This window comes from Streptomyces sp. NPDC008125 (assembly GCF_042957125.1).
GTDB lineage: Bacteria > Actinomycetota > Actinomycetes > Streptomycetales > Streptomycetaceae > Streptomyces.
This window is the reverse complement of record NZ_JBIBHR010000003.1, coordinates 87,088-111,830: the sequence shown is the minus strand read 5'-3', so window position 1 is coordinate 111,830 and position 24,743 is coordinate 87,088. Positions and strand designations below refer to the sequence as shown.

The following is a 24,743-nucleotide window of genomic DNA, read 5'->3' as shown; positions in this document are numbered from 1 at the left end:
CGGCGTCCCGGCCCCGCACGACGGGGAGGACCCCGCATGAACCGCACCCTCACGGCCCCCGCGGCCCGCCGCGCACGGGAGGCCGGTACGCCCCCGGAGCGCTCGCACCTCGACGCGTTGGAGTCGGAGGCGGTGCACATCTTCCGTGAGGTGGCCGGAGAGTTCGAGCGGCCGGTGATCCTGTTCTCCGGCGGCAAGGACTCCATCGTGATGCTCCACCTCGCGCTGAAGGCCTTCGCCCCCGCACCCGTCCCCTTCACCCTGCTGCACGTCGACACCGGGCACAACTTCCCCGAGGTCCTCGACCACCGCGACCGCACGGTGGCCGCCCACGGGCTGCGCCTGCACGTCGCCTCCGTCCAGGAGTACATCGACGCCGGGACCCTGCGCGAACGCCCCGACGGCACCCGCAACCCCCTGCAGACCCTCCCCCTCACCGAAGCGATCCAGCAGCACCGCTACGACGCCGTCTTCGGCGGCGGACGCCGCGACGAGGAGAAGGCCCGCGCCAAGGAACGCGTCTTCTCCCTGCGCGACGAGTTCTCCCAGTGGGACCCCCGCCGCCAGCGCCCCGAACTCTGGCAGCTCTACAACGGCCGCCACGCCCCCGGCGAACACGTCCGCGTCTTCCCGATCTCCAACTGGACCGAACTCGACGTCTGGCAGTACATCCAGCGCGAGGGCATCGAGCTCCCCGCCATCTACTTCGCCCACCACCGCGAGGTCTTCGACCGCAACGGCATGTGGCTCACCGCCGGCGACTGGGGCGGCCCCAAGGACACCGAGCCCACCGAGACCCGCCTCGTGCGCTACCGCACCGTCGGCGACATGTCCTGCACCGGAGCCGTCGACTCCGACGCCACCACCCTCGACGCCGTCATCACCGAGATCGCCGCCTCCCGCCTCACCGAACGCGGCGCCACCCGCGCCGACGACAGGATGAGCGAAGCCGCGATGGAAGACCGCAAGCGCGAGGGGTACTTCTGAATGACCACCACCACACACCCGACGAACGCCATACCGGCCGAGACCACGCTGCTGCGCTTCGCCACCGCCGGCTCCGTCGACGACGGCAAGTCCACCCTCGTCGGCCGCCTCCTGCACGACTCCAAGTCGGTCCTCACCGACCAGCTCGAAGCCGTCGAGCACGCCTCCCGCAACCGCGGCCAGGACACCCCCGACCTCGCCCTCCTCACCGACGGCCTGCGCGCCGAGCGCGAGCAGGGCATCACCATCGACGTCGCCTACCGCTACTTCGCCACCCCCCGGCGCCGGTTCATCCTCGCCGACACCCCCGGGCACGTGCAGTACACCCGCAACATGGTCACCGGCGCCTCCACCGCCGAACTCGCCGTCGTCCTCGTCGACGCCCGCAACGGCGTCGTCGAACAGACCCGCCGCCACGCCGCCGTCGCCGCCCTCCTGCGCGTCCCCCACGTCGTCCTCGCCGTCAACAAGATGGACCTCGTCGACTGGTCGGAGAAGGAATTCCTGCGGATCACCGAGGACTTCGCCCGGTGCACGGCCGAACTCCGGCACGCGACGGGCGGGTTCACCGCCATCCCGGTCTCCGCGCTGGCCGGGGACAACGTCGTGGACCGCTCCGCGCACATGGACTGGTACACGGGCCCCACGCTCCTCGGCCACCTGGAGACCGTCCGTACCGACGACGGGGAGGCGGACCGTCCGGCCCGGCTCCCCGTGCAGTACGTCATACGGCACGGCGACGTCCGGCACTACGCGGGTCAGCTGGCCACCGGCGAGCTGCGCACCGGCGACGCGGTGGTGGTGCTCCCCTCCGGCGTCACCTCCACCGTCACCGCCGTCGACCGGCTCGGCGAACCCGTCGACGCCGCGTACGCCCTGGACTCGGTCTCCGTACGCCTCGCCGACGACCTCGACATCGGACGGGGCGACCTCATCGCCCCGGTGGCCGAGGCGCCCGCGCTCGCCCGGAGCATCGACGCCGACGTCTGCCATCTGCACGACCGCGCCCTGCGCGTCGGCGACCGGGTGCTGCTCCGGCACACCACCCGTACGGTCAAGGCGATCGTCCAGGACCTGCCCGGCCGGCCCGACGGCAGCCTGACCGCCAACGAGCTGGGCCGGATACGGCTCCGCACGGCCGAACCGCTCGCCGCCGACGCCTACGCCGCCTCCCGTCGCACGGGCTCCTTCCTCCTCATCGACCCCGCTGACGGCTCCACGCTGACCGCGGGCATGGTCCGGTGATCGCGTGCCGACCCAGGGCCGCGCCCCGGCCCTCGCCCTGAGACAGGTCACACACACCTACCGGCCCGACGGACCGCCGGTGCTCGACCGTGTCGATCTCACCGTGGAACAGGGCGAGTTCCTCTGTGTGCTGGGCGCGTCCGGCTCCGGAAAGTCCACCCTGCTGAGCCTCTTCGGCGGGCTGGAGCACCCCTCTTCGGGCACGGTGGCGGTGCCCTCGCCGCGGCCCGCGCTGATGTTCCAGGAACACGCGCTCTTCCCCTGGCTCACCGCCGGCGGCAACGTCGAACTCGCGCTGCGCTTCGGCGGGTCGCCGAAACGCGACCGCGAGGCGGAGGCCCGGCGACTGCTCGCCCTGGTGCGGCTCCCGGACGCGTACGACCGGCCCGTGCACGAGCTCTCCGGCGGCATGCGGCAACGCGTCGCCCTCGCCCGCGCGCTCGCGCAGGGCAGCCGGGTCCTCCTGATGGACGAGCCCTTCGCCGCGCTCGACGCGATCACCCGTGAGGTGCTGCACGAGGTCCTGCTCGACGTCCGGGAAGCGCGCGGGCTCACCGTCGTGTTCGTCACCCACCAGGTGTCCGAGGCCGTCCGGCTCGCCACCCGCATCGTGCTGCTCTCCTCCCGCCCCGGCCGGATCGCCCACACGTGGCGGACCGGCGAACCCGGGGCCGACAGCGCGGCCATCACCGCCCGGCTTCGGCAGGAGGTCCGGCGCCATGCCCCCGCCCACTGACCGGAAGGAGCGGACGGACCAGAAGGAGCGCACGGGCCGGGCGGAGCGCACGGCCGGGGCCGGGGCGCTCACCGAGGGCCTGGACCACCTGGACACCGCCGCCCCGGCGGGCCCCCCGACGCCCGCCGGCCCCGCCCGGCGGTACGCCGCCCGCCTCCGCACCACGGTGACCACCCCGGCCCTCTCCGTCCTCGCCCTGCTGCTGCTCTGGCAGGGCGCGTACGCACTCGGCCTCTCCGCCACCCTCCCCTCCCCCGCCGCCGTCGCCTCGTCCCTGGGCGACGCGCGGCGGGACGGCACCCTGTGGCCGGCGCTCGGCCACAGCCTGCTCCGTACGGCGGTGGGATTCGCGGTCTCCGTGGTGCTCGGCACTCTTCTCGGGCTGCTGATCCACCGGGTGCGCGCCGCACGCGGGGCACTCGCCCCGGTCCTCTCCGCGCTCCAGTCGCTACCGGCCGCCGGTCTCGTCCCGCTCGGGGTCATCGTCTTCGGCGAGTCCGAGGCCGCGGTGTACGCGGTGGTGCTGCTCGGAGCCGTACCGTCGGTGGCCCTCGGCGTGGCCGGGGCGCTCGGGCAGATCCCGCCCCTGCTGATACGGGCCGGGCGGTCGCTGGGCGCGACCGGGCCCGCCCTCGTGCGGCACATCCTGCTGCCGGCCGCACTGCCGGGTCTGGTGGCCGCGCTGCGGCAGGGCTGGACCTTCGGCTGGCGGGCCCTGATGACGGCGGAGCTGATCACCGCGACCCCGCTGCCCGGCGTCGGCCAACTCCTCAGCACCGGCAAGGAGAACGACGACACCGCGCTCGTACTCGCCGCGGTGCTCCTCGTCCTCACCGTCGGCATCGTCATGGAGTCCGCCCTCTTCACCCCGGTGGAACGGCGGGTGCTGCGCGCCCGCGGCCTGCTCCCCGCCCGGCTCTGAACCCCCCAGCCACCAGCCCCCTTTGCGTACGTCCGCACGCCCGAAAGGCATCTCCCATGAGCTCGGCCTCCTCCTCCCCGCCGAAGGTCAGTGTCGTCGTCCCCGTGTACAACCCGGGCCCGCACATGGACGAGTTGATCGACTCGCTGCTGCACCAGACGATGGCTCCGGGCGAGTTCGAAGTGATCTTCGTGGACGACGGCTCGACCGACGGCACCGGAGCGCGGCTCGACCGGCTCGCCGCCGAGCACCCGCACTTCGAGGTGGTGCACATACCCAACTCCGGCTGGCCCTCGCGCCCCCGCAATCTGGGGATCGAGCGCGCCCGGGGCCGGTACGTCCAATTCGCCGACAACGACGACTGGTTCGGCGCCGAGGCGCTGCAACGGCTGTACGCCTACGCCGAGGAGAACGGCTCCGACGTCGTGGTCGGCCGGATGGCCGGCCGGGGGCGGGGCGTCCCGCGCGAGCTGTTCCGGAAGAACCTCCCCGACGCCCGGCCGGAGAAGAGCGCGCTCGTCGACAGCCTCACCCCGCACAAGATGTTCCGCCGGTCCTTCCTGCTGGACCACGGGCTGCGCTTCCCCGAGGGCAGACGCCGGCTGGAGGACCACGTCTTCGTGATGGCCGCCTACTTCGCGGCCCGGCGGATCTCGGTCCTCGCCGACTACGTCTGCTACTACCACGTGGCCCGCCCCGACCACTCCAACGCGGGGTTCCGCGCCTTCGACCCCGCCGGGTACTTCGGCAACCTCCGCGAGGCGCTCGACATCGTCGACGCGAACACCGAACCCGGCGCCGTACGCGACCGGCTGCACCGGAGGTGGCTCCGGGTCGAGACGGTGGAGCGGCTCAGCGGGAAGCGGTTCCTGGACGCCCCCGAGGAGTGGCGCGCGGACTTCTTCCGCGAGGCCCGCGCCCTGGTCGCCGAGCGGTTCGGCCCCGGGGTCGCCGCCGGGCTGCCCGCCCGCCAGCGCGCGGCGGCCGAACTCCTGGTCCAGGACCGGATCGACGCCGTACGCGAACTCGCCGCCTGGGAGAGGGCGGTCCGCGCCCGGGCCACCGTCTCCGCCCCGTCCGCCGAGGAGATCACCGCCACCGGCGAGCTGCTCTCCGGCGGCTCCCCGCTCACCTTCACCCACCGCGCGGACGGAGCCGACGCGCTGGCCGTGCCCGTCCCCGGCATCCCGGCCGAGGCGCTGGACGTCACCAAGGCGCTCAGGAACGCGAAGATGGACGTGCTGGCCCGGCGCAGGGGCGGCGCGGAGGAGTTCTTCGTCCCCTCGAGGACCAGCCTCACCCGGGTCCCCGACCCGGGTGACCCGGGCGGCTTCCGGACCGTCCACACCACCGTCGCCCGCCTCGCACCCGACACCCTCAACTCGGGCCGCAACGCCGGGACATGGGATCTCAAGGTGCGCATCAACAGCTGCGGCTGGCAGCGCGACGCCCCGCTGCCGCTCAGTCTCCTCATCGCCACGGACGGTGCCCCGCCCGTGCTCACCACCCCGCCCGCCCGCCCTGTCACCGTGCTCCGCCTGAAGCGGGCGGCCCGGCGCCGGACCGCCGCCCTGCTGGCCCGGCTGCGCGCGCTGGTCTGAGAGAAGCCCGGGAGAACGCGAGAACGGCCCCGGGAGATGTTCTCCTGGGGCCGTTCGTCGTACGTACCGACCCGGGCGCGTGGTACCGGGCCGGTGGTCAGGGGCGCTCAACCGCTCGGAGGCGCTCAAGCGGTCGGCGGTGCTTACGCGCGGCGGCGGGCCACCTCGTAGAGCACGATGCCTGCCGCGACACCGGCGTTCAGCGACTCGGCGCCACCCGGCATCGAGATGCGGACGCGGTAGTCGCAGGTCTCGCCCACGAGGCGGCCGAGGCCCTTGCCCTCGCTGCCGATCACGATGACGACCGGGCCGGACAGCTGCTCCAGGTCCTCCACCGTGTGCTCGCCGTCGGCGGCCAGACCGACGACCGTGAGGCCCGCCTTCTGGTATCCCTCCAGCGCGCGGGTCAGGTTGGTGACCCGGGAGACCGGGGTGCGCGCGGCCGTACCGGCCGAGGACTTCCAGGCACCCGCCGTCATACCGGCCGCGCGCCGCTCGGGGACGACCACGCCGTGCCCGCCGAACGCCGACACGGACCGGACGATCGCGCCCAGGTTGCGCGGATCGGTGACCCCGTCGAGCGCCACGATCAGCGGGTCCTCGCCGTTGTCGTACGCGGCGGCCGTGAGGTCCTCCGGGTGCGCGTACTCGTACGGCGGGACCTGGAGGACGAGGCCCTGGTGGTTCAGGCCGTTCGTCATCCGGTCCAGCTCGGGGCGCGGCGCCTCCATGAGGTTGATGTTGCCGCGGTCGGCGGCGAGCTTGAGCGCGTCGCGGACCCGCTCGTCGTTGTCGATGAACTGCTGGACGTAGAGCGTCACCGCGGGGACGCCGTCGCGCAGGGCCTCGAAGACCGGGTTGCGGCCGACGACCATCTCCGAGGTGCCCTTGACGCCGCCGCGCCGCGGGGCGGGGCGACGGGCCGCGGCCTGCTTGGCGGCTGCGTTCGCGATGCGGTTCTTCTTGTGTCCCTTGCGGGCGGAGGCGGGCGGCGTCGGGCCCTTGCCTTCGAGGCCACGGCGTCGCTGCCCACCGCTGCCGACCTGCGCGCCCTTCTTGTTGGACGTGCGGCGGTTCCTGCGCTGGCTGTTCCCGGCCATGACCTACCTGTTTCGTTGCTTCAGAAATGCTTCTACAAGTGAAAGTGTGCCGCCCGGACGGCCGGGCGGCACATTCGCGCCCCTGGACGCGGTGCGAGGAGCGGTGCTCAGCGCGGTCCCAGCGACCACCGGGGACCGCTCGCGCCGTCCTCGATGACCAGCCCGGACTGGTTCAACTGGTCGCGGATCGCGTCCGCGGCGGCCCAGTCCTTGCGCTCGCGGGCGCCCTGCCGCTGGTCCAGCACGAGCCGTACGAGCGTGTCGACGACGCCGTGCAGGTCCTCGCCCCGGTCGCCCTCGCCCGCCCAGTGCGGGTCGAGCGGGTCCAGGCCGAGGACGCCGAGCATGGCCCGGACCTCGGCGAGGCGGGCGATCGCCGCTTCCTTGTCGTCGGCGGCGAGCGCGGAGTTGCCCTGGCGCACGGTGGTGTGGACGATCGCGAGTGCCTGCGGGACGCCCAGGTCGTCGTCCATCGCCTCGGCGAAGGCCGGCGGCACCTCGGTCGCGGGCTCGACCGTCTCGCCCGTCTTCTCGGTGACCCGCTGCGCGAAGCCCTCGATCCGCGCGAACGCGGACTCGGCATCGCGCAGGGACGCCTCGCTGTACTCGATCATCGAGCGGTAGTGCGCGCTGCCGAGGTAGTAGCGGAGCACGATCGGCCGCCACGCCTTGACCATCTCGCTGACCAGCACGGAGTTGCCCAGCGACTTCGACATCTTCTCGCCGGCCATGGTGACCCAGCCGTTGTGCACCCAGTACTTCGCGAAGGTGTCGCCGAACGCCTTCGACTGGGCGATCTCGTTCTCGTGGTGCGGGAAGATGAGGTCGATGCCGCCGCCGTGGATGTCGAACTCCGTACCGAGGTACTTGTGCGCCATCGCGGAGCACTCCAGGTGCCAGCCCGGCCGGCCGCGGCCCCAGGGGGTCTCCCAGCTCGGCTCGCCCGGCTTCGCCGACTTCCACATGGCGAAGTCGCGCTGGTCACGCTTGCCGGTCTCGCCCTCGCCGGACGGCTGGCGCAGGTCGTCGAGGTTCTGGTTGGAGAGTTCCAGGTACCCGGGGAACGAGCGCACGTCGAAGTAGACGTTGCCGTCCGCCGCGTAGGCGTGGCCGCGCTCGATGAGGCCGCGCATCATCTCGATCATCTCGGTGATGTGGCCGGTGGCGCGGGGCTCGTAGGTGGGCGGCAGGCAGCCGAGCGCGTCGTAACCGTCGTTGAACGCGCGCTCGTTGTCGTACCCGATCGACCACCAGGGGCGGCCCTGCTCCTCGGACTTCCGGATGATCTTGTCGTCGATGTCCGTGACGTTCCGGATGAACGTCACGTCATAGCCGCGGTACGCGAACCAGCGGCGCATGATGTCGAAGTTCAGGCCGGAACGGATGTGCCCGATGTGCGGTGCGGCCTGGACGGTAGCGCCGCAGAGGTAGATCGAGACACAGCCCGCGGTGAGCGGGACGAAGTCACGGATCTGCCGGGCGCTGGTGTCGTACAGGCGAATAGTCACGCCTCAAGGGTAGTAGGCCGACACCAGTGCCCCGCGACCTCTGCGCGGTCACGGGGTAACTTTTCTGCTATACGGCCCCCTGGAGGGCTCTTCGAGGATGCCGCTACGGGGCACGGGGTGCAGGTGGGACGCGTGGGACGGGTGTGGCACAGTCGCCCGTCCGCGCGGAAAAGAGATTCCGGCGCGGGCGGAAGCACCACCGGCGGACCGCCCCCGCGGATCGTCCCTCCGGCCGCCCGCGGGCCGTCCGTCAGATGCGGCCGACCACCTTGCGCGGGGTGATCCGCACGACCACCCGCTCGGCGTCGTTCACCGAGTCCGGGTTGAAGTCCACGTATCCCTTTCCGGTGTACTTCCGCGACAGCTGGTCGATCAGCTCCTGGCCGCCCTCGGTGGAGAGGGTCGCCTCGCCGCGGATCTCGGCGTAGGAGTACGGCGCGTCGAACGGCTGGAGCAGGACGGTGACCCGGGGGTCGCGGCGGAGGTTCTTCTCCTTGCGGCGGCCGACCGTCGTGGAGATCAGCACGTCGTCCCCGTCCCGAGCCACCCACACGGGCGACACCTGCGGGCTGCCGTCCGGCTGGATGGTCGCGACGTTGACGAAGACGGGCTTGTCCAGCAGGTTCTTGATCTCATCGGAAAGTGCGGCGGTCATGACCTACATCCTCCTGCGCGTGGCGATGACGGACTGTGACGGTACGTGATCTGCGTCTCCTACCCCGTAACCACGCGGCTGCTCCGTTCGTTCCCGGACCGGTCCCACCGGACGAGTGAAAAACCGGCCGGGGAGTGTACGGCCCTCCGCGTGCCCGGGCTCGCGGCCGTACGGCGGCGGGCCCGGGCACACGACCTCAGGAGGTGCGGTAGACCAGCGCGGTGGCGATCCCCGCGATGCCCTCGCCCCGGCCGGTGAAGCCGAGGCCGTCCGAGGTGGCGGCGGAGAGCGACACGGGGGCGCCGACCACGTCCGAGAGGACCTGCTGGGCCTCCTCGCGCCGCTTGCCGATCTTCGGCCGGACCCCGACGACCTGGACGGCGACGTTGCCGATCCCGAACCCGGCCGCCCGCACGATCCGGGCCGCCTCGGCCAGCAGCGTCACGCCGGAGGCGCCGGACCACTCGGGGCGGCCGGTGCCGAAGTGCTGCCCCAGGTCACCGAGGCCGGCGGCGGAGAAGAGGGCGTTGCAGGCGGCGTGCGCGACGACGTCCGCGTCGGAGTGCCCGGCCAGGCCGGGTCCCTCACCCTCCCACTTCAGACCCGCGCACCAGAGCTCGCGGCCCTCCTCGAAGGCGTGGATGTCGGTCCCGATCCCGACGAGCGGGATCACCGGGCGGACATCGGGAACGGGACGGGGATCAGAAGCCATCGTTCGCCCTCCGGCGTGCGAGTACCGCCTCGGCCAGCAGCAGATCGAGTGGCCGGGTCACCTTGAACGCCTCTTCGTGGCCGGGCACCACGACGACGGGCTCGCCGAGACGCTCCACCATGCCCGCGTCGTCGGTGGCGCCCTCGCCGCCGAACACCACGGTCGCGTGCGCCCGCACCAGGGTGTCCCGGTCGAAGCCCTGCGGGGTCTGCACCGCGCGCAGCCTGGCCCGTGCGGGGGTCGAGAGCACCGGCTCCGGCCCGCCCGGGTCCGCCGACGGCTCGACCTCCTTGACGGTGTCGGCGAGCGGCACGGCGGGCACCACGGCCGGGGCGCCGCCGCGTACCGCCTCGATCACCGCGTCCACGGTGTCGACCGGCACCAGGGGGCGGGCCGCGTCGTGCACCAGCACCGTGGACACGTCCTCGGGCAGCACCTCCAGGCCGAGGCGGACGGACTCCTGACGGGTATCGCCACCGGGCACCACCACGTAGTCGGTGCGCTCCGGCAGGGCGTGCGCGTCGAGGAGGTTCTTCACCTCGGACGCACCGTCCGGCGGGGCGACCACCACGACGAGCGAGACGGCGCGCGAGGCGGCCATCGCCCGCACGGCGTGGACCAGCATGGGCGTACCGCTCAGGGTCCGCAGCGCCTTGGGCGCGCCGGGACCGAGCCGGACCCCCCGCCCGGCGGCCGGGATGACTGCGGCGGTACGGGGCGTCCGGGCGAAACCGCCGGTCGCGGGGGGTACGGCGGGCGCCGGCGCGCCCGACGGACCCGGCAGCCCGTCGGGTGGCGACGTGTCGGGCGGTGACATGGGTGACATCGGTTGGACTCCGAAGCTTCGGCAGGTTTGTTGCCACGGCCGACGTGGGTAGGGCCCCAAGCGAGCCGCCGTACAACGGCCCGCCTCGGTCCGGACCCCTTCCGTGACCCGGTCGAGCGAGTCGTGGCGGCGGCGCGGGGCGGCCGGTGCGTTGACCGGCCGAGGGGGACGCTAGCCGCACAAGGGCCGGCGCGACCACCACTTGGTATCCGGCCGAATTCAGCCGTATCCGGGTGGCCGAAAAAGAATCTTGAAAAAGCGCCGGGTGCCCAGGTGTCCGGCCCCCCGCATGCGGTGAATCCGGTGCGGCGGGTTCCGCCGCATCGGAAACCCGCCGCACCGGGACCGGAAGTCGGTGGGGCCGAGGCGCGAAGGGCCGACCGTGCTCACGAAGTGACGACCGCGCTCACGCACACGCCCAGAACGCGAACGTGCCGCGGTGCCCGGAGACGTGCCGTTGAAAACGGCAGGTCAGCGGGGACCACGGCATATTCGTACGACCGGTGTGATCCGGTTCAGGACGCGAGAACCTCGTCGAGCAGGGCTTCGGCCTTGTCCTCGTTCGTGTTTTCCGCGAGAGCGAGCTCACTCACCAGGATCTGGCGGGCCTTGGCGAGCATGCGCTTTTCTCCGGCGGAGAGTCCGCGCTCGCGCTCACGACGCCACAGGTCACGCACCACTTCGGCGACCTTGATGACATCGCCAGAGGCGAGCTTCTCCAGATTTGCCTTGTAGCGACGGGACCAGTTCGTCGGCTCTTCGGCATACGGTGCGCGCAGCACCTCGAAGACCCGGTCCAGCCCGTCCTGCCCGACCACGTCGCGCACGCCTACGAACTCCGCATTGTCCGCCGGCACACGAACCGTCAAGTCGCCCTGGGCGACCTTGAGCACCAAGTAGGTCTTGTCCACGCCTTTGATCTGGCGAGTTTCGATAGCCTCGATCAGCGCGGCCCCGTGATGGGGATAGACCACGGTGTCGCCAACCTTGAACGTCATGTGACAGGTACCCCTTCCGTGGCTATCCAGGGTAACACGAGAACGGCTACTCCTGAATGGCGTTTTCGCAGGTCAGGGCATATCTCGGGGCTTGACAACAGCATCCGGAACGTGCTGCGCGGGGCTCTGCGGAGAGGGTATTCGCAGGTCGGAGCCGTTGTACGACCGGCCGGAAACGTGCCGCTCCCGCGCCTGGGAACCCTGTCCGAACGGGTTAAAGATCCCGTTTTGCCGGATTCATGAAGCTGCGGTTTCTTCCGCGTGTTCGGAGATCGATCACACGATCGACAGAAGTTTCGCGCCCATTGAAATTGATCAAGCCACTCCCGACAACAGCTCCTCGCGCTTTTCCGCCGACGAATGCGGCCCCCGCCGGGAATTTTGATCATTCGCGTTTTGTGAACGGGGGATGCCGGGCGGTGACCGACGCGGCGGAACCGCCCGGCGGAAGGACGGTCCGGGCGCGGCTCCGGCCCGCGGGCCGGGCGGCCCGCCCGGCCCGCCCGGCGAAGAGCCGTGGGGCAAAGGGGCGGGTCGGGTGCGAGGCGCGAGCGGAGGCTCGGTAGCCTAAGGCCGCTGACACACCCTTAGGGCGGCTTTACGTCACTCGGTCCCGCCGCCCTGCGCGGTCGTGCAGTGCACCTGCGCACCACGTCCGTAGTCCGCAGTCCGAACGTTCAAGGAGTTGCCGCCGCCGTGAGCCGCAGCCTTCGACACGGCGCCCTCGCCGCCACTGCCCTCGTGATCTCCATCGCCTCGCTGTCCGCGTGCGCCGCGGGCAACGACGCAGCAACGCTCCAGGTCAGGCCGGACAACGCGGCCACCTCGGTCGGCGACATCAAGATCCAGAACGTGAACGTCGTCACGCAGCCCGACCACGGCGCCGAGGGCCCCGCCGTGGTCACCGGCGCCCTCTTCAACCAGGGCTCCGAGGACGAGACGCTGGAGGCCATCACGCTGCCCCGGTCCAGCACCGAGGTGAAGCTGCACGCAGCCAAGGGCGACGGGCCACTCGTGGTCCCGGCCGGCGGCAAGGTCGTCCTCGGTGGCGAGGGCAACGCCTCCGCCGTCATCGAGAACGGCCGCCAGGCCACCCGGAACGGCAACGTCGAGCAGGTCGTCTTCCGCCTCAGCGACAGCGGTGACATCGCGCTGGGCGCGACCGTCGTGCCCTCCGTCTCCTTCTTCAAGGGCTTCGGGCCGAGCGCGCTGCCGACCTCCGCCGCGAGCCCCGACGCCTCCGCGAGCACCGACGCCTCGGCCTCGCCGGACGCCTCCGCGAGCACCGACGCCTCCGCGACCCCGACGGACAGCGAGTCCCCGGCCGCCGAGTGAGCCCGGGCCGGCCTCGTCCCTGAGCGCCGACCGCGTACACGAGTGAAGGGCGCCTTCCCCACGGGGGAGGCGCCCTTCACTCATCCGTGTGCCCGGTGGCCGGCCACCGGTTTACGGCTCGAACTTGTAGCCCAGGCCGCGGACCGTCACCAGGTAGCGCGGCGCTCCCGGGTCGGGCTCGATCTTGGCGCGCAGCCGCTTCACGTGCACGTCGAGGGTCTTGGTGTCACCCACGTAGTCGGCGCCCCAGACCCGGTCGATGAGCTGCATGCGGGTCAGCACCCGGCCCGCGTTGCGCAGCAGCATCTCCAGCAGGTCGAACTCCTTCAGCGGGAGGTCCACCTTGCCGCCGGAGACGGTGACCACGTGGCGGTCGACGTCCATCCGGACCGGGCCGGCCTCCAGGGCCGCCGGCGTGATCTCCTCCGGCTCGCCGCGACGGCGCAGCACCGCGCGGATGCGTGCCACCAGCTCGCGCGAGGAGAACGGCTTGGTGACGTAGTCGTCGGCTCCTATCTCCAGACCGACCACCTTGTCGATCTCGCTGTCCTTGGCGGTGACCATGATCACCGGGACGTTGGAACGGTTGCGCAGCTGGCGGCAGACCTCGGTACCGGGCAGGCCCGGCAGCATGAGGTCGAGCAGGACGAGGTCGGCGCCGTTGCGGTCGAACTCGTCGAGACCGTCGGGACCCGTCGCCGCCACGGCGACCTCGAAACCCTCCTTGCGCAGCATGTAGGACAGGACGTCGCTGAAGGATTCCTCATCCTCGACGACAAGCACTCGGGTCACGGAAGGGCCTCCGGGGCAGGAAAGGGTTCAAAAGCAGCGGTGTCGAACGGTCCCTCGTCGTCACTGTCGACGACGAGCGGTCCGCCGGTGGTGCGTTCCCGTACGGTGCCCGTCTCGGGCAGCCGCAGGGTGAAGGTGGAGCCCTGTCCCTCGGAGCTCCAGACGGTGACCTCCCCGCCGTGCGAGGCGGCCACGTGCTTGACGATGGCGAGCCCGAGGCCGGTGCCACCGGTGGCTCGTGAGCGGGCCGGGTCGACGCGGTAGAACCGCTCGAAGACCCGGTCCCGGTCCTTCTCGGAGATGCCGATGCCCTGGTCGGTCACGGAGAGCTCGATCAGGGGCCGGCCCTGTCCGGCCACCCGCCGGACGGCGATGCCGACGCGGGTCCGGGCGGGGCTGTAGTTGACGGCGTTCTCGACCAGGTTGCCGAGGGCCGCCGCGAGCTGTCCGCGGTTGCCCCAGACGGAGAGGTCGTTGGTCCCGCCGGAGGCCATGGTGATCTCCTTCGACATGGCCGGCTGGCGGCAGCGGTCGATGGCCTCGGCGACGAGTTCGTCCACCCGGACGGCCTCGGCGTCCTCCAGGGGGTCGTCGTTCTGGACCCGGGAGAGGTCGATCAGCTCCTGGACGAGGTTGGTCAGCCGGGTGGCCTCGATCTGCATGCGGCCCGCGAAGCGCTCGACGGCCTCCCGGTCGTCGGACGCCTCCAGGACCGCCTCCGACAGCAGCGAGAGGGCGCCGGTCGGCGTCTTCAGCTCGTGGCTGACGTTGGCGACGAAGTCGCGCCGTACCGCCTCGATCCGCCGCGACTCGGTGAGGTCCTCGACCAGCAGCAGCACCAGCCGGGAGCCCAGCGGGGCGACCCGGGCGGAGACGGCGAGCGCGTCGCCCCGGCCCGTACCGCGGCGGGGCAGCTCCAGCTCGACCTGCCGTATCTCGCCGTCCCGGCGGGTGTCCCGGGTCATCTGGAGCATCTGGTCGACGGCCAGCCGGCCGCCGCGGACCAGGCCCAGCGCGTACGCGGCGGAGCTGGCCTTCACCACGCCGTCGCTCTCGTCGAGCACGACGGCGGACGAGCTGAGGACGGAGAGGACGGTGTCCACCCCGGGAGGCAGCGTGGCGGCGGTCTCCGGCCGCACGGAAGCGCGCGTCGGTTTCTTGAGATCGCGCTCGCTCCAGCGAAACGCCAGCATCGCGATCACACCGGTGCACAACCCGGCGGTCCCGGCTGCTGCGGCGACCGCCGCGTTCACGTCCATGTCGTCCAGGTTATGCGTCGATGCGCACGCCCTCACAGCCATACGAGTGCCATCTCGAACACTCGTCGCCCAGAGTTCACCGAGGGGATGGGCCCGGTTCACTTCTGCGGTCGGATTCCGACGCGTTCCGGGCGCACCGTGGGAGCGTGGGGTTCGACCCAGAGACCCCGGCCCACAGGACTGGAGAGGGACTTCCATGCGCGACGCCTACCACGAGGAACTCGACTCGATCGGCGAGGACCTGGTCGAGATGGCCCGGCTCGTCGGGTCGGCGATCGGGCGGGCCACCACGGCCATGCTCGACGCCGACCTCACGCTCGCGGAGACCGTCATCGCCGCGGACCAGAGGGTCGACGACCTCCAGCACGAACTGGAGGCACGTGCCATCGCCCTCCTCGCCCGGCAGCAGCCGGTCGCGACCGATCTGCGGATCGTGGTCACCTCGCTCCGCATGAGCGCCGACCTGGAGCGCTCGGGCGACCTCGCCCAGCACGTCGCCAAGCTGGCCCGGCTCCGCTTCCCGGACAAGGCCGTCCCGCACGACCTGCACGCCACGATCCTGGAGATGGGGCAGCTGGCCCAGCGGCTGATGGCGAAGGCGGCCGAGGTGATCATCACCAAGGACGTCGACCTCGCCCTCCAGCTGGAGCAGGACGACGACGAGATGGACCTGCTGCACCGTGCGCTCTTCCAGCACCTGATGGACGACCGCTGGAAGCACGGCATCGAGACGGCGGTCGACGTGACGCTGCTCGGCCGCTACTACGAGCGCTTCGCCGACCACGCGGTCTCGGTCGCCAAGCGGGTCGTCTACCTGGTGACGGGCGAGCACGCCGACGAGCTCCAGTCCCCGACCTCGGTCGAGGGCGCGTAACCGGCGCGGGCGGGGGCGGACGGCCGGAGCGGGCGGGCCGGAGCGGGGCCGGGCGCACGCTCGCGTACCGCACCGCAGCACGGTCCGGCGCGCAAGGGCGCCGGCGGACCGCCGGGAGGGGCACGGAATCTCTGCGCGTGTGCGCCGTTGATGCGCCCGCCCGGCTGGGCATGCAATGGACGGGGGCCGGGACCGATCCCGTACGCCCCTGTCGTGCGCACCGGGCGTACGACACCGGCGCGGCGGCTCTCCGGCCCCGGCCGGTGGTACGCGTTGAGGAGGACCTCATGGCACATGCGGCCGATTCCCCCCTGCCCGACCCCGAGCAGGAGACCCCGACCGAAGTGGTGCGCCTGACCGTGCTCGGCGCCTGCGGCTGCGGCTCCGGCTGCGGCTGCGGCTGCCAGTCCGGTTCGCCCTGTCAGTGCGGCGGCTGACCGGCCCCGTTCCGGGACCGGCCACCGACTGCAGTACGACGGCGCGACGGCGTCCGTGCGCGGAGCCGCCGGGCTCCCGCGCGCGGACGCCGTCGTACGGCCGCATCGCTCAGGTGGGGCCCGGTTCGCCTGCCGGGAGCATGTCCCGGTCCGTGGGAGTAACCGGCTCCGAAGGGCCCGTCTGCCCGCTGCCCGTCACGCCTGTGCCTGTGCCTGTGCCTGAAGAGGCTTGTCGCCGGCGTCGAAGCGCGCGGCCGGCTCGACGGCGATCACCGGTACGGCCGACTGGACAGCGATCACCGGTACGGCCGGTACGGCGGCAGGGGCCGGTACGGCCGGCTCGACGGTCTCCACGACGGCGCCTTCCGCCCCGCGGTCTTCCGCCTCGCGGCCTTCCGGCTCCTCGTCCATCGACAGGTTCCGCATCAGCAGCCAGTAGCCGAGGGCGGTCACCGTACCGAGAAGGGCGCAGGTCATCCAGAGCCAGGACGCGCCCCAGTTGTCTATCACCACGCCGGACATCAGCGGCGCGATCAGCGCCGCCACCGACCAGGACATCGTGTACATCCCCTGGTAGCGGCCCCGGCCCCGGGCGGGCGACAGCTTCACCACCAGGCTGGACTGGGTCGGGGCGTTGACGATCTCGCCCAGGGTCCAGACGCACACCGTCAACGCGTACGCGGCGACCGAGCCGGCGAAGGCCGTCAGCCCGAACCCGTATCCGGCGAAGAGCGTGGAGAAGACGAGGAGTTGACGCGGGTCCCGGTTGTCGATGAACCGCGAGAGCGGCATCTGGAGTACGACGATCAGCAGGCCGTTGACGGCGATCGCGGTTCCGAAGTCGGAACTGGTGAGCCCGTCCGCGCCCATGGCCACCGGCAGGCCCACGTAACCCTGCTGGGTGATCAGCGCGACCAGGAACGACAGGCCGACCACCCCCATGAACCGCCCGTCCCGCAGCACGTCCGTGAGCCGGACCGCGGCGGGCTCGGCGGTCCGCCCGCCGGACGCGGAGGTCACCGGGGCAAGGTCCGGCCGGGACTCGGGCACCTTCAGGAAGACGACCACGGCGCAGCACAGGGTCAGCAGCGCCTCGACGAAGAACCCGATCCGGTAGCTGTACTCGGCGATGAACCCGGCACCGGTGGAGGAGACGGCGAATCCCAGGTTGATGGCCCAGTAGTTCAAGGAGAAGGCTCTTACCCGGTCCTTCGGCGGCACGATGTCCGCCATCATCGCCTGGACGGCGGGGCGCGAGGCGTTGCTCGCCATGCCGACGACGAACGCGACGCCCGCGATGGCGACCGGGTTCTCCATGAACCCCAGCACCGCCACCGACAGGGCCGTCGAGAGCTGCGCGATCAGCATGGTCGGCCGCCGCCCGAGCCGGTCGGTCATCACCCCCGCGCCGAGCGAGGAGATGACCCCGCCGAGGCCGTGCAGGGAGGCCACCAGACCCGCGTACGACGCGGAGTAGCCGCGGTCCAGCGTCAGGTAGAGCGCCATGAAGGTGGCGACGAACGCTCCGAGCCGGTTGACCAGCGTGCTGGTCCACAGCCACCAGAACTCCCGGGGCATTCCGGACACCGTGCTGCGCGCGGCTCTCCGTAGACCGTCGACAGACATGCGGGTACCCCCAGGTGGCGCGAGCGCGGACAGGTGCGGGACGGGTGCCGCACGGACGCGCCCGGTAAGCGGTACGGCAGCTGATCGAACATTACGAAGGACGGCTTCCGGATCGCCAGTCGATTGACAGCAGCCGTCAATCGTCGCCCGGGCGGGCGTACGGCCCGGTGCCCGGGCGGGGCGCGTGGAGGGGGCCCGCGGGGACCTCCGGACCGCCCTCCCGGCCCCCTCATGTGCGCCCCGCACCGCTCGCCTGTGTACCTGTTTGTCCGTCCAGTGGCCGGGCGCGCGAAGGGGGTACAGGTTCGATTACGCTCGGGCTCATGGCCGACGCGACGTACAAGCTGATCCTCCTCCGCCACGGCGAGAGCGAATGGAACGCGAAGAACCTGTTCACCGGTTGGGTGGACGTGAACCTCACCGAGAAGGGCGAGAAGGAAGCGGTGCGCGGCGGTGAGCTGCTCAAGGACGCCGGGCTGCTCCCGGACGTCCTGCACACCTCCCTCCAAAAGCGCGCCATCCGCACGGCGCAGCTCGCGCTGGAGGCCGCCGACCGCCACTGGATCCCCGTCCACCGCTCCTGGCGGCTGAACGAGCGCCACTACGGCGCGCTCCAGGGCAAGGACAAGGCCCAGACCCTCGCCGAGTTCGGCGAGGAGCAGTTCATGCTGTGGCGCCGCTCCTACGACACCCCGCCGCCGGTCCTCGAGGACGGCACGGAGTTCTCGCAGAGCGACGACCCGCGCTACGCGACGATCCCGACCGAGCTGCGCCCGCGCACCGAGTGCCTCAAGGACGTCGTCGTCCGCATGCTGCCGTACTGGTACGACGGCATCGTCCCGGACCTGCTCGACGGCAAGACCGTCCTCGTCGCCGCCCACGGCAACAGCCTCCGCGGCCTGGTCAAGCACCTGGACGGCATCTCCGACGAGGAGATCTCGGGCCTCAACATCCCGACCGGCATCCCGCTCGTCTACGAGCTCGACGCAGACTTCAAGCCGGTCAAGCCGGGCGGCACGTACCTCGACCCGGACGCGGCCAAGGCCGCCATCGAGGCCGTGAAGAACCAGGGCAAGAAGAAGTAGGCTCCGTGATCATGCCCCCACCTGCGCGCGCGGCGCAGGGCGGGGGCATTTTCACGGCCTGGGCCCTCGTTGGGCCCTCAGGCCCCTGGGTCCTGCGGCCGGAGCGCTCGCCCAAGAACCTTCCTGGCCCGGTCCCGGCCGCTCGGCATGAGATGCGCGTACACCTTGAGTGTCAGCCCGCGGTCGCTTCCGGACGAGCTCACAAGCGCGGCGAGCAGGCACAGAACGTCAGCTGTAGGCCCTCCGGGTGGCACGCAACGGCCAACAGTGACCGACAACAACAGCACAACCGCAGGTCAGTCGAGGTATGCACTCTGTTGACCAGGGCCGAAAGACGGGCCCGCCAGACCCAGGGCAAGAAGAAGTAAATTCTGCGATCAAGCCCCCGGTCCGCGCGTACGCCGCGGGCGGGGGCGTTTTCCTGGCCCCAACCCGCCCCGCCGCAGGCCACGGACGCATGTCCTGGTCCCCGGGAGGCTGCGACCGCCCCGCCGGCTTCCGCCGCCCCACGGTGGGGCCGGTCCGGTGCCTCATGAGTGGCTGTGCCGTACACGCGAACTGCCCTACTCTCAGCCGTCATGAAGAGAGATCAAGCCGGGCAGGCCGAATCCGCGGCATCGGACACCGTCCTGTTCGACTACCTCCCGACCGTCGCGGACTACGACCAGGCTCGGAAGTGGTTCTCCCTCAGGACCCGGCACGGGCTCACCGGTGGTCTGTGGCTTCCCGCGTTGTTCGGGGCCGCGATACTCGCCACACGCGCACTGTCCTGGCACTTCGGCGCCGCCCGGACGATCAGCGTCAGCGTGATCGGCGTCAGCGCCCTCTTCTACGCACGGCAGCGGGTCCGCAGGACCCGGACACGGACCCAGTACGAGGAGCACGCCGCTCTCGGGAACTGCCGCACCACGCTCACCACCGACGGGCTGACCACCACCGGCTCGTCCGGGGAGAGCAGCGGCACCACCAGCTGGAACATCTACCCATGGTGGTTCGAGACGCCCGACCTGTTCGTCCTCACGGGCAGCGCGGAGTACTTCTTCGTCGTGCCCAAGCGCGGCGCGCGTTCCCCCGAGGACCTGGTCCGGGCCCGCGCGCTCTTCACGCGGCACCTTCGGCGCGTCTGAACGCCGGCCGACGCACGCCTGCCGGGCACGACTCGGCCGGGGAGGCCGCCGCCCCCGGCGTGCTCCGCACGAGGGGCCACTCGGCGGCATTCGCCCCTCACGATGGAGTAACGGGCGCAACTACCAGACCCCCGGCGCTGTCTTGTCGTTCATGAAGATTTCCTTCCTCATCCACAACGCGTACGGGATCGGGGGGACGATCTCCACCACGTTCAACCTGGCCCACGCGCTGGCCGAGCGGCACGAGGTGGAGATCGTTTCGGTCAACCGGCACCGGGACGTGCCCGCGTTCGCGCTCGACCCGCGCATCCGGCTGCGACCGCTGATCGACCTGCGGCGGGAGAAAAGCCACCCCCTGTTCGGGCAGCCGTCGAAGGCGTTCCCGCGCGCGGAGAGCCGGTACGGGGAGTACAGCGCGCTGACGGACCGTCGGATCGGCGAGTTCCTGTCGGGCACGGACGCCGACGTCGCCATCGGTACCCGCGCCGGGCTCAACGTCCACCTCGCGCTCCAGGCTCCCGACCGCACCGTGCGGGTCGGGCAGGAGCACCTCACGGTGGAGAGCCACCCGCCGGCGCTGCGCCGGGTCCTGCGCCGGGCGTACCGGCGGCTGGACGCGCTGACCACCGTCACGGACGCGGACGCCGCGGCCTACCGGCGGACGATGCGGCTGCCGGGCGTACGCGTCGAGGCGCTGCCCAACAGCGTGCCGGACCCGGTGCTCCCGCCCGCCGACGGCAACGCGCGGATCGTGGTCGCGGCCGGGCGGCTGGTGCGGGTGAAGCGGTACGACCTGCTCATCGAGGCGTTCGCGAAGGTGGCCGCCGAGCGCCCCGACTGGCAGCTGCGGATCTACGGACGCGGCGAGGAGCACGACCGGCTGCGGCGCCTGGTGGACGAACTCGCCCTGCACAACAACGTGTTCCTGATGGGAGCCGCCGCTCCCATGGAGGCCGAGTGGGTCAAGGGCTCGATCGCTGCCGCGACGTCGAGCTTCGAGCCGTTCGGCATGACGATCGTGGAAGCGATGCGCTGCGGACTCCCCGTGGTGAGTACCGACTGCCCGCACGGGCCCGCCGAGATCATCCGGCCCGGCGAGGACGGCCGACTGGTCCCGGTCGGGAACCGGGACGCGCTGGCCGCCGCGCTGCTCGACCTCGTCCGCGACGACGAGCTCCGGCGCCGGATGGGCCGCGCCGCACTGGACAACTCCCGCCGCTACGCGCCGGGTCCGGTCGTCGCGCGGGCGGAGGCCCTGTTCGAGGGGCTGACCGCCGCCCGGGTCGCCGGGCACCCTGCCGCACCGGTGGCCACCGGCACGGCTCTCGCGCTCGGACCACGCGGGTACGCGGCCCGGGACACCCTGGACACGGCGGCACGCACCTTGCTGAAGACCGTACGGAAGGCGAAGCGGCGATGACCGGGACCAAGGCGACGGACGGCTCCGACCAGGCACGGGGCGGCGGCACGCGCCACGCACCGGACCAACTCCCGCGCGCCGACTGCTCGGTGGACCGGGACGGTCGGTTGGTGGTGCGGTTCGGCTTCGAGCACCGTACGGCGGAACGCCCCCAGCTGCTGCTGCGGTTGCGTCCGCCGAAGGGGAAGCCGGAGTCGGTCACCCGGCTGGTCGGCCTGGAGCCGGACGGACCGGCCGGAGCACCGGCTGGTGGGGCGGAGCACTCCTGGCGGGCCGTGCTCGAACCGGAGCCGGCGCTGGCGGAGGGACGGTGGGACCTCTTCGTCCTGCCCGAGCCGGACGCCGAACGTACGCCACTGCTCGCGGGCGTCCGCGACCTGCGGGCGCTGCCGGCCGGGCGGGAACCCGGGCGGACGCCGCTGCCGCTCGCGGTGCGGGTGCCGTTCGCCACGGGGGACGGCACCCTCGCCGTACGGACGTGGCTGCGGGCCGCGCACGTCGAGGCGGACCGCATCGAGGTCGGCGCCGAAGCGACCACCGTACGCGCGCGGCTCTTCGGGCTCCGGCCGGGCGTCGGCGCGACAGCCCTGCTGCGGCTGCGGGGAGCGGCCGGCGAGGTACGCGAGGCGGAGCTCCACACGGAGGGCGGCGACGGCGTACGGTTCACCTTCTCCCAGCGGGAGTTGGTGGACACGCCCGACGGCGCGCCGGGCGTGTGGGACGTACTCGTACGTCCGGGGACGGGCGCGCGGCCGATCCGGGTGGGGCGGCTGCTGGACGATGTCGCGGACCGCAAGAAGGTGTACGTCTTTCCCGCGGTTACCCTCAACGGCCTTACGGCTCGCACCTATTACACGCTGGACAACGAGCTTTCAGTGGAGGTCACGGCCGGCTGACACACCTTCGGGTGTCGCGCGAGGAGCGGACGCGCCCGTGGACCCGGGAGCGCCACCCACTACCGTGGGGGTGCCTTCCGGCACCCCCACGCGGACGCGTACCCGGGCCTTGCCGACGGGGCGCACCTTGCCGGCCGAGGCACAAGGAGATCGGGGAGAGCACAGTGGGCGAGTCTCTGAAGACTTTCGTCGGTGGTACCGAGGTGGAGGTACCCAACAGCATCCCGGCCATCCGCGCGGCGCTCCCCGACGAGAGACGCGACGAGTTCGACCGCGCCGTCAACGAGGCGGGCGTGCACCAGATCCACGCCGTGATGCGGCACTGGATGCTGGAGGCGGTCCCCGATCCCGAGGCCGAACGCATCCTGGACCGGCTGGCGCGGGACGAGGCCGAGAGGCGGAGCGTGGCTTGAGTTTCCGTATCTCCTACGCCCCGCCGGCCGACGACACCCTGGCCAAGATGCGGGACGTCGATCCGTTCCGCGACGAGATGGCCCGCACTCTGGGGCGGACTCCGTACGGTCACGGTTCCACGGCCGTGAAGGGCGAACGCGACCGCCGTGAGGCGACGGTGGCGGGCGCGATCGTCCTGTACTACGTCTCGGGCTCGGTGCTCACCCTCACCGTGGTCCGGCTCGTGCCGCTGCCCTGAGATCCCTCGGGTACCCGCGACCGGACCCGGACCCGACGGACGAGCCGCCGCCGGCGGCACGTCGCGGACGGGTCACATCGGCGGCGGGCCCGGACACCTGGGACTTGCGGGTCGCTGTCCGACGACTGATACGACTCCGCGTGATCGGTACGGGGCAATCGCCAGGGACGACATGCCCGGCGAGCCGTCCGGTCGACCGGAGGCCCCGTGGCCGGGTCTCCCCGGTGCGCCGGCCGACGCCGTCCGGACCGTCGTCGGACCGCCACGGCTCATGAACACCCCTCGGCTGCGGCGGCCTTCACGGAGTAAGGCCCTGAAGAGCGGGCCGGTACGCCCCGGCCTCACCGGGATGCGGGACGGCCCGGCCGCGACGCCCGCGCGCGTCGCCACCGGGCCACCGGGCCACCGGGCCACCGGGCCACCGGGCCACCGGACGTCCGCCGTCCGCCGCGACGTCAGGAGAGCTTCTTCACCTGCGCGTCGACGACCGCCGTCGGCTGCTCCAGCTTGATCTCCTTGCCCATGAACGAGGCCAGGTTGCAGGTGGAGAAGGTGCCGACCGTGCCGCCCTGGCGGATCAGTGCGAGATCGAACGGGACCTTCGCGCCCTCCTGATCCACGACCAGGTTCCACGCGGCCGACTCCTCGCCGCCGGTCACCTGGTCCTCCTTGATCGCGGAGACCTTCTGCGTCTCGCCCTGCACCGTGGCGGTGAAGCCCGAGGCGCACGCGGTGGCGGCCGTGCGGACGGCGGCGACCACGTCGGCCGCGCCCTTGCCCTCGTACGACGCCAGGCCGACCATCGTCAGGTCACCGCCCAGATCGGCGGCGTTCTCGTCGGCGCTCAGCTCCTCCTTGGCGGAGCGGGCACTCGTGGCGACCGGCTTGCCCTGCGGCGCCACGAACAGCGCCTGCGCGAAGGGGAGGCACTCGGCCTTGTCCGCGGTGACGTCCGACGTCTTGACGATGTCCCCGGCGCCGGCCTTCTCGACCTTGAGGTCCGCGACATCACCCTCGACCAGGGAGACCTTCTCCAGCTCCGCCGCGGTCAGGGCCTTGACCGCGCTCTGCTCGGGCTCGGCCGAGGCGGGGGCGGAGGCGGACTTCGACGTGTCCACCGCCGTGCTCTTGGTGTCCGAGTCGTCCGACGAGCCGCCACACGCACTGGCCAGCAGGACCAGGGAGGCGACGGACGCGGCGAGGGCGGATCGGCGGACGAGGGAAGCGCGCATGGTTCATTTCTCCTGTTTCGGGAGCAACAACCCTTTCTCGGCCGCCAGTTCGCACCGGCCACAGCGGGATCGTCGCGGAGAAGCCCACTGTATGATCGAACCTTTGCTCGAACTTGGTTTCGCTTCACCCTCACACGTGATTGTGATTCCACTGTGATCATTCTGTGAATTCAGCGGCCGTTTCGGGAGTGTTCATGCCTCGGAACCCCTTGGACCAGCAGGTTTCGCCCTCTGAAGGATTTGAGCCCGCGGAGTCCGGGCCCGAGCTCGCCGATGCCGGGGACCGCCGCACCGCTGCCGCCCCGGCCGCCGCAGGTGTCACCGCGCAGGACGTCCTCGCGCGGGAGCCCTCACCGGCGGGACGTCCAACACCGTCACCGGGATCACCCTCACGGACGGCCGCGCGTGGGTCCTGAAGACGCCGAACCGCGTCGCGGTCCACGGTCACTCCGGGGATTCGCGCGGCGGCCTTGTAGAGGGCGGCCGCGGTCCCGGGTGGCATCAGCGTCTCCCGCAGCAGCTCACCGATGGTGTCGAAGGCGTCCTGAGCCTGATCCCGCTCCTCGGCCGGGGTGTGGCGCGCGTCCTGGTCGCGGGTGATCTCGGCGGCGAGCCGCCGGAGCAGGGCGCCGGGGTCGGTGGGCAGCGAGGCACGCCACGGCGAGGGGGTTCCCGTGACCCGCGCCACAAGGTCGGCGTCGGGGAACAGTCGGACAGC

At 71.8% G+C, this 24,743-nt stretch carries 24 protein-coding genes and 1 pseudogene; 14 read left to right on the top strand and 11 right to left on the bottom strand.

Annotation, left to right across the window (positions count from 1 at the left end):
• The first annotated feature begins 36 nt into the window (after nt 1-36).
• Genes cysD through ACFZAX_RS05745 form a run of 5 tightly spaced genes read left to right on the top strand, consistent with a single transcriptional unit; the run spans nt 37 to nt 5,491 of the window.
• Nucleotides 37-987, top strand: a complete 951-nt coding sequence (gene cysD / locus ACFZAX_RS05765; RefSeq protein WP_390959453.1) for a sulfate adenylyltransferase subunit CysD — start codon at nt 37-39, stop codon at nt 985-987.
• Nucleotides 988-2,232 (top strand): GTP-binding protein, encoded by a 1,245-nt coding sequence (locus tag ACFZAX_RS05760; RefSeq protein ID WP_390959451.1) that lies wholly within the window; start codon nt 988-990, stop codon nt 2,230-2,232.
• A 4-nt stretch (nt 2,233-2,236) separates the two neighbouring features.
• Complete coding sequence (locus ACFZAX_RS05755) at nt 2,237-2,968, top strand: ATP-binding cassette domain-containing protein (protein ID WP_390959449.1); 732 nt, start codon at nt 2,237-2,239, stop codon at nt 2,966-2,968.
• Nucleotides 2,952-3,890: an ABC transporter permease subunit gene (locus ACFZAX_RS05750; RefSeq protein WP_390959447.1), complete on the top strand. Its 939-nt coding sequence runs from the start codon at nt 2,952-2,954 to the stop codon at nt 3,888-3,890. Before ACFZAX_RS05755 ends, ACFZAX_RS05750 begins: the two co-directional genes overlap by 17 nt.
• 56 nt (nt 3,891-3,946) lie before the next feature.
• The gene (locus ACFZAX_RS05745) at nt 3,947-5,491 is read left to right on the top strand and encodes a glycosyltransferase (protein ID WP_390959445.1); all 1,545 of its coding nucleotides are present in this window, start codon (nt 3,947-3,949) and stop codon (nt 5,489-5,491) included.
• A 143-nt stretch (nt 5,492-5,634) separates the two neighbouring features.
• Here the strand turns inward: ACFZAX_RS05745 and rlmB are convergent, their stop codons facing one another.
• The 6 genes from rlmB to ACFZAX_RS05715 all read right to left on the bottom strand — a co-directional run bounded on the left by rlmB (nt 5,635) and on the right by ACFZAX_RS05715 (nt 11,290).
• Entirely contained in the window at nt 5,635-6,591 is a 957-nt protein-coding gene (rlmB, locus tag ACFZAX_RS05740; RefSeq protein ID WP_390959443.1) for a 23S rRNA (guanosine(2251)-2'-O)-methyltransferase RlmB, read from the bottom strand.
• Between the two features lie 107 nt (nt 6,592-6,698).
• Nucleotides 6,699-8,099, bottom strand: coding sequence for a cysteine--tRNA ligase (gene cysS, locus ACFZAX_RS05735; protein ID WP_390959441.1), 1,401 nt, complete (start codon nt 8,097-8,099; stop codon nt 6,699-6,701).
• Between the two features lie 250 nt (nt 8,100-8,349).
• Nucleotides 8,350-8,754 (bottom strand): TIGR03618 family F420-dependent PPOX class oxidoreductase, encoded by a 405-nt coding sequence (locus ACFZAX_RS05730; RefSeq protein WP_390959439.1) that lies wholly within the window; start codon nt 8,752-8,754, stop codon nt 8,350-8,352.
• Between the two features lie 196 nt (nt 8,755-8,950).
• On the bottom strand, nt 8,951-9,466 hold the full coding sequence (gene ispF / locus ACFZAX_RS05725; protein WP_390959437.1) for a 2-C-methyl-D-erythritol 2,4-cyclodiphosphate synthase: 516 nt from the start codon (nt 9,464-9,466) through the stop codon (nt 8,951-8,953).
• Nucleotides 9,456-10,283 carry a 2-C-methyl-D-erythritol 4-phosphate cytidylyltransferase gene (gene ispD / locus ACFZAX_RS05720; protein ID WP_390959435.1) on the bottom strand — a complete coding sequence of 276 codons (828 nt, stop codon included), beginning with the start codon at nt 10,281-10,283 and terminating at the stop codon, nt 9,456-9,458. The genes ispF and ispD overlap by 11 nt, the downstream gene beginning before the upstream one ends.
• A 524-nt stretch (nt 10,284-10,807) precedes the next feature.
• Nucleotides 10,808-11,290 carry a CarD family transcriptional regulator gene (locus tag ACFZAX_RS05715; RefSeq protein ID WP_003953493.1) on the bottom strand — a complete coding sequence of 161 codons (483 nt, stop codon included), beginning with the start codon at nt 11,288-11,290 and terminating at the stop codon, nt 10,808-10,810.
• 696 nt (nt 11,291-11,986) lie between these two features.
• Here ACFZAX_RS05715 and ACFZAX_RS05710 point away from each other — a divergent pair.
• On the top strand, nt 11,987-12,625 hold the full coding sequence (locus ACFZAX_RS05710) for a DUF461 domain-containing protein (protein ID WP_390959434.1): 639 nt from the start codon (nt 11,987-11,989) through the stop codon (nt 12,623-12,625).
• A gap of 111 nt (nt 12,626-12,736) precedes the next feature.
• Here the strand turns inward: ACFZAX_RS05710 and ACFZAX_RS05705 are convergent, their stop codons facing one another.
• On the bottom strand, nt 12,737-13,417 hold the full coding sequence (locus ACFZAX_RS05705) for a response regulator transcription factor (RefSeq protein ID WP_275493488.1): 681 nt from the start codon (nt 13,415-13,417) through the stop codon (nt 12,737-12,739).
• A complete protein-coding gene (locus tag ACFZAX_RS05700) occupies nt 13,414-14,676 on the bottom strand; it encodes an ATP-binding protein (protein WP_390959431.1) in 1,263 nt (420 codons plus the stop codon). Before ACFZAX_RS05700 ends, ACFZAX_RS05705 begins: the two co-directional genes overlap by 4 nt.
• 196 nt (nt 14,677-14,872) lie before the next feature.
• Here ACFZAX_RS05700 and phoU point away from each other — a divergent pair, with 196 nt between their 5' ends.
• The gene (gene phoU / locus ACFZAX_RS05695) at nt 14,873-15,550 is read left to right on the top strand and encodes a phosphate signaling complex protein PhoU (protein WP_327176532.1); all 678 of its coding nucleotides are present in this window, start codon (nt 14,873-14,875) and stop codon (nt 15,548-15,550) included.
• Nucleotides 15,551-15,837: 287 nt separating this feature from the next.
• Entirely contained in the window at nt 15,838-15,987 is a 150-nt protein-coding gene (locus tag ACFZAX_RS05690; RefSeq protein ID WP_266705998.1) for a hypothetical protein, read from the top strand.
• 195 nt (nt 15,988-16,182) lie between these two features.
• On the opposite strand, the gene ACFZAX_RS05685 is transcribed toward ACFZAX_RS05690, so the two are convergent.
• Nucleotides 16,183-17,613, bottom strand: a complete 1,431-nt coding sequence (locus ACFZAX_RS05685) for an MFS transporter (RefSeq protein ID WP_390959430.1) — start codon at nt 17,611-17,613, stop codon at nt 16,183-16,185.
• A 323-nt stretch (nt 17,614-17,936) separates the two neighbouring features.
• On the opposite strand from ACFZAX_RS05685, the gene ACFZAX_RS05680 reads away from it, so the two are divergent.
• From ACFZAX_RS05680 to ACFZAX_RS05655, 6 genes are all read left to right on the top strand, one after another.
• Nucleotides 17,937-18,698, top strand: a complete 762-nt coding sequence (locus tag ACFZAX_RS05680) for a phosphoglyceromutase (protein WP_390959428.1) — start codon at nt 17,937-17,939, stop codon at nt 18,696-18,698.
• Between the two features lie 578 nt (nt 18,699-19,276).
• Nucleotides 19,277-19,825 carry a hypothetical protein gene (locus tag ACFZAX_RS05675; RefSeq protein ID WP_390959426.1) on the top strand — a complete coding sequence of 183 codons (549 nt, stop codon included), beginning with the start codon at nt 19,277-19,279 and terminating at the stop codon, nt 19,823-19,825.
• Between the two features lie 151 nt (nt 19,826-19,976).
• Nucleotides 19,977-21,245, top strand: coding sequence for a glycosyltransferase (locus tag ACFZAX_RS05670; protein ID WP_390959424.1), 1,269 nt, complete (start codon nt 19,977-19,979; stop codon nt 21,243-21,245).
• Entirely contained in the window at nt 21,242-22,141 is a 900-nt protein-coding gene (locus ACFZAX_RS05665; protein ID WP_390959422.1) for a hypothetical protein, read from the top strand. The genes ACFZAX_RS05670 and ACFZAX_RS05665 overlap by 4 nt, the downstream gene beginning before the upstream one ends.
• A 164-nt stretch (nt 22,142-22,305) precedes the next feature.
• A complete protein-coding gene (locus ACFZAX_RS05660) occupies nt 22,306-22,554 on the top strand; it encodes a hypothetical protein (protein WP_266706012.1) in 249 nt (82 codons plus the stop codon).
• Nucleotides 22,551-22,793, top strand: coding sequence for a hypothetical protein (locus ACFZAX_RS05655; RefSeq protein ID WP_390959420.1), 243 nt, complete (start codon nt 22,551-22,553; stop codon nt 22,791-22,793). Before ACFZAX_RS05660 ends, ACFZAX_RS05655 begins: the two co-directional genes overlap by 4 nt.
• Nucleotides 22,794-23,248: 455 nt before the next feature.
• On the opposite strand, the gene ACFZAX_RS05650 is transcribed toward ACFZAX_RS05655, so the two are convergent.
• Both ACFZAX_RS05650 and ACFZAX_RS05645 read right to left on the bottom strand, forming a co-directional pair.
• The gene (locus ACFZAX_RS05650) at nt 23,249-24,025 is read right to left on the bottom strand and encodes a hypothetical protein (protein WP_390959418.1); all 777 of its coding nucleotides are present in this window, start codon (nt 24,023-24,025) and stop codon (nt 23,249-23,251) included.
• 424 nt (nt 24,026-24,449) lie between these two features.
• A pseudogene (locus ACFZAX_RS05645) lies at nt 24,450-24,683 on the bottom strand (hypothetical protein); the annotation flags it as partial.
• Nucleotides 24,684-24,743 lie beyond the last annotated feature (60 nt).